The sequence below is a fragment of the Aquabacterium sp. genome (assembly GCF_014378415.1).
Lineage (GTDB): Bacteria > Pseudomonadota > Gammaproteobacteria > Burkholderiales > Burkholderiaceae_C > Aquabacterium.
In genome coordinates this window covers 1-4,715 of the sequence record NZ_JACMNS010000016.1, presented here as the reverse complement: position 1 = coordinate 4,715, position 4,715 = coordinate 1, and the positions used below count along the sequence as shown (strand labels likewise).

Genomic DNA, 4,715 nt, shown 5'->3' with positions numbered 1-4,715 from the left:
TTTTCAAGGCGCTTGCAATAGCCACAGTTGGGATCGGCGAACACCACCATGCGGCGCTTGCCATTGCCGTTTTTCCAGACCACGGCGTCCTTGAGCGGCAAGGTCGAGAAATCAATCTGGTTGATCTCGTCCATGCGCTCTTCGGTGAGGTTGCGCTGGGTTTTGGTTTCCACCAGATTGCCCTGGATGACGAACTCGCCCTTGGGATCGGTGTAGATGATGTTGTTGCCGGAGCGCAGCTCGATCAAGCCAGGCATGGGCGTGGTTTGCGCCGAGTCGATGGGTGGAAAGTCGGGCAGGCTTTGGGACAGCTTTTGCTTGAGCTGCGCCAACTGGGCAGGCGGCAACTCGCCAGCCCAGGAGGATGAAGCCAACAACATCAGGCCAGCACCCAAGATGGCCATCAGCGGGGATTTAAAAACAGAGGGGCGATTCATGACGGCAACCTTATTTGAATTCAGGCATCAAGCGCGCGGCTGACCAGCCAGCGCTTGACAGGAGACAGTTGGTCTAACAGAGCCATGCCAGTGTTGCGAAGTTCCCTCAATGGTGCACGATCATCGGCAAACAGGCGCAACAAGCCATCGGTGACCCCGGCCATGGCACGGGTTGGCAATTCACGACGACGTGCGTAGCGCCGCAGCAAACGCTCGTCGCCCGCGGTGCGCCAAGGTTCCAGCTGGCGTGATTCAGTCAGTGTGGACACCAAGGTATCGACATCGGCCAGCCCTAAATTAAGCCCCTGGCCGGCCAAGGGATGGACTTGGTGCGCGGCATCGCCCAACAACACCCAGCCCGGTCCGCTCCAGCGTTCGGCCTGGGCCAGGGCCAAGGGCCAGGCCGCAACGTGAGACGTCAGGGACAAGGAACCCACGATTGCAGACGCGCCGGGATCGACCTCGTCAAGCGCTTGGCGCAAGGCGGCTTCGAACTCGGCCGCCGCCAGGGCCATGACCTCTTTGGCCCGAGCCTGGGGCAATGACCAGACCAGGCCATACGACGCGCCCGGTACAGGATCGTGAAACGGCAGCAAGGCCAGCACATCGGGCGAGCGAAACCATTGGCGGGCCACGCCCTGGTGGGGCTGGCTGCTGCTCAAACGCGCGGCAACGCCCCAATGGCCGTACTCCGCCGTGGTGAAATCCACGCCAAGGGCCGCGCGGGTGGCCGATTGTTTGCCTTCGCAAATGGCCAGCAGGTCGGCATCCACCGGCGGCGCGCCTTCGGCCAAAGGGGGTATCACGGTCACGTGCGGGGCGAACTTCAAAGCCTCGCCCAGCAATCGCTCCAAAGCGGCCGCGTCCACGATCCAGGCCAGTTCTGAAACACATTGTTGCCAGGCCGAGAACGCCAGGTGCCCGCGCCCATCACCTCGAATCTGCATGTCATGCACCGGCGTGATCGCCGATTGCAAGCCCGGCCAAATGCGCAGCCGCTTCAATAAAGCGACAGAACGGGAATTCAGGGCGTAGGTTCGAATATCCTCGGCCTTGGCCTGACCGCCTTGTTCATCGCATGCCCAGGCCACACGCCAGCCGTTGCTGGACAGCGCCAAGGCAAGGCAGCGGGCCACCGCACCCGAACCGCTGACACACACGTCGAATTTTTTGATCGTCATCTAGGGATTCTAGGTAATCCCATAGGCGAAATATCAAGTCAACATCAAATGTCGGGTAAGCGACATTTTTTGACCGATGAACAGGGATACGCATTGGATCAAGTGAAACAGCCTGAACCGCCCGGCGAATTGCGCCGCGACCGGTTTTTGTCTCTGATTGAACGAAAAACCGCGCTGGGGTTTTACCTCATCGCGGCGGTCGCCTGCATGCTGGTCTGGGGCAGTGAATTGATGGCGGGGATCAGCACGCCCCATGACCGCTGGGCCCAGCCCGTGCTGGCCCTGTTGCTGTTGTGGATGTGGGCCATGTTGCGGCGTAACCCGCACTCCCTGATGTTCACGCAGCAGGTGGTGGTGGCGGGCGTGAGCCTGTACTTCGTTGTCGGCACGCTCAGCGTCCTGATCTTCAATCAGCAACCGGCCTCGCCTTACTGGATCGCCACCAATTTTCAGTGGATGCCCGTGGTGGCACTGCTGATGCACATCGCTTGGCCCTGGCGTTGGGCGGTCGGCCTGTCGATCGCGCTGCTGGCGCTGGTGGCCATTCCTGCCTGGGTGCTTGAGGTCGGGACGCAAGACCAGGTCTGGTCCGGCGTGGTCAGGTCCTTGGTGGTCAATGGCGCGTTGATGCAGATCACTTTTCTGGTCAGCCTGCTCAGTGTCACGCGGCTCAAGCATGGCGTTAGCCTGGTGGTGGCGGGCGATCCGCACGGGCCCACCGATGCCCGCGATGCGCTCAATGCCTGGGTGCAGGAGCGCACGTCCGAACTGGCCCAGGCCCGGGACACGGCGGAAACCGCCTCTTTGGCCAAAAGCCGCTTCCTGGCGGTCATGAGCCATGAACTGCGCACGCCTTTGCATGCCATGCTGGTCTCGGCCGATCTGTTGGCCGACCACCCCGAGCGTGCCCGCGACCCGCGCGACGCGCTGCTGATCCAGACCATCCACAGCAGCGGCCAGCACTTGCTGACCCTGATCGACCAGGTGCTGGAGCTGTCGCGCATCGAATCGGGCAAGGTGGAGCCTTTGCTGGCGCCGCTGGACCTGTCGGCGATCGCGGACAAGGCGCTGGCAGCCGTGTCGCCCCAGGCCACGGTCAAGGGCCTGGAATTGAGGCGTCACGTCAGCCCCAGCCTGGCCTTGAGCCGCATGGGCGACGAATTGCGGCTGACCCAGGTGCTGATCAACCTGCTGGCCAACGCCATCAAGTTCACCGACCGGGGACATGTGTCGCTCAGCATGGGCCCCAGCCTGGCCAAGGCCCTGGACGGCGTGGCCGGCGTGCGGCTGTCGGTCAGCGACACGGGGCAAGGCATGTCCCAGTCAGAGCAATCGCGTGTGTTCGAGGCCTTCTTCCAGGCGGACACCAACAGCACCCGCACCAATGGTGGCGTGGGCCTGGGTCTGACCATCACGCAGGAACTCGTGGCTCTGATGCAAGGCACCATCACCGTGAACAGCCGTGAGCGCCAGGGCACCCGCATCGACATCGATTTGCCATTGGCGGTGCTGGCCGACGACGCGCGCGCCCCCGCACGCCGGGTGCTGGGCAGACCTGATCTGAAGGGCACTGAGGTGCTGGTGGTGGACGACGACCCCGTCAACAGCATGCTGGCCGCCGAAGTGCTGCGCGCAGCCGGGGCCACCGTGTTCACCGCCGACACGGGCCCTGCGGCTTTGGCTTTTTTGCGCCAGCACACACCCAACGTCGTGTTGATGGACTGGCGCATGCCTGGCATGGATGGCCTGGAGGCCACCCGCCGCGTTCGAATGGGCGAGGCAGGCGTCGCGTCGCTGGACGTGCCGGTGCTGGGCTTGACCGCCAATGCTTTCTCGGAAGACCGCAGTGCCTGCCTGAACGCCGGCATGAACCATGTCCTGACCAAGCCCGTGGACCGACAACTGCTCCTGGAAGAGGTTGGATATTGGGCGACTCAGTCGGCCTGAGCCCGAACGCACGAGATCGCCCGTAAAATGGGGGGTTATCCACCCTCCAGTCCAGGAACGTCCATGAGCCTCAAATGCGGCATCGTGGGTCTGCCAAACGTCGGCAAGTCCACCCTCTTCAACGCGCTGACCAAGGCTGGCATCGCCGCCGAGAACTACCCGTTCTGCACCATCGAGCCCAATGTGGGCATCGTTGAGCTGCCCGATCCGCGCCTGGCCAGCCTGTCAGACATCGTCAAGCCCGAGCGCATCGTGCCGGCCATCGTTGAGTTCGTCGACATCGCCGGCTTGGTGGCGGGCGCTTCGCAGGGCGAAGGCTTGGGCAACAAGTTCCTCTCGCACATCCGCGAAACCGACGCCATCATCAACGTGGTCCGCTGCTTCGAAGACGACAACGTGATCCACGTGGCCGGCAAGGTCGATCCGATCTCCGACATCGAGGTCATCCAGACCGAGCTGTGCCTGGCCGACCTGGGCACCGTTGAAAAAAGCCTGCACCGCTACAACAAAACCGCTCGCTCAGGCGACAAAGAGGCGGCCGCGCTGGTCAAGGTGCTGGAGAAGTGCCAAGTGGCGCTGGACCAGGCCCAGCCAGTGCGCTCGATTGATTGGACCAAGGAAGAGCTGGTGCTGGTCAAGCCGCTGTGCCTGATCACCGCCAAGCCCGCAATGTTCGTGGGCAATGTGGACGAGAGCGGCTTCGAGAACAACCCTTTCCTCGATCGCCTGAAGGAATACGCGGCCAAGCAGAACGCCCCAGTGGTGGCCATCTGTGCCAAGACCGAAGCCGAGCTGTCGGAGATGAGCGATGAAGACCGCAGCATGTTCCTGGCCGAAATGGGCCAGGACGAACCCGGCCTGAACCGCCTGATCCGTGCCGCCTTCACGTTGCTGGGCCTGCAAACCTACTTCACGGCGGGCGTCAAGGAAGTGCGCGCCTGGACCATCCATGTCGGCGACACGGCGCCTCAGGCGGCCGGCGTGATCCACACTGACTTCGAGCGTGGTTTCATCCGAGCCCAGACCATCGCTTTTGAAGACTTCATCGCCTTCAAGGGTGAGCAAGGTGCCAAGGACGCGGGCAAGATGCGCGCGGAAGGCAAGGAGTACATCGTCAAGGATGGCGATGTGTTGAATTTCTTGTTCAGCA

At 62.7% G+C, this 4,715-nt stretch carries 4 protein-coding genes; 2 read left to right on the top strand and 2 right to left on the bottom strand.

The genetic code is table 11. The annotated features are described in order from the left end of the window. A partial coding sequence (locus H7225_RS02045; protein WP_290659047.1) for a DsbC family protein occupies nucleotides 1-437 on the bottom strand: 437 nt, incomplete at its 3' end. Between the two features lie 20 nt (nucleotides 438-457). Beyond that, entirely contained in the window at nucleotides 458-1,618 is a 1,161-nt protein-coding gene (locus H7225_RS02040; RefSeq protein ID WP_290659045.1) for an FAD-dependent monooxygenase, read from the bottom strand. Nucleotides 1,619-1,720: 102 nt separating this feature from the next. On the opposite strand from H7225_RS02040, the gene H7225_RS02035 reads away from it, so the two are divergent. Further along, nucleotides 1,721-3,565 (top strand): ATP-binding protein, encoded by a 1,845-nt coding sequence (locus H7225_RS02035; protein ID WP_290659043.1) that lies wholly within the window; start codon nucleotides 1,721-1,723, stop codon nucleotides 3,563-3,565. Between the two features lie 63 nt (nucleotides 3,566-3,628). Next, nucleotides 3,629-4,715, top strand: a 1,087-nt coding sequence (gene ychF / locus H7225_RS02030) for a redox-regulated ATPase YchF (RefSeq protein WP_290659041.1), incomplete at its 3' end; no start/stop codon positions are given.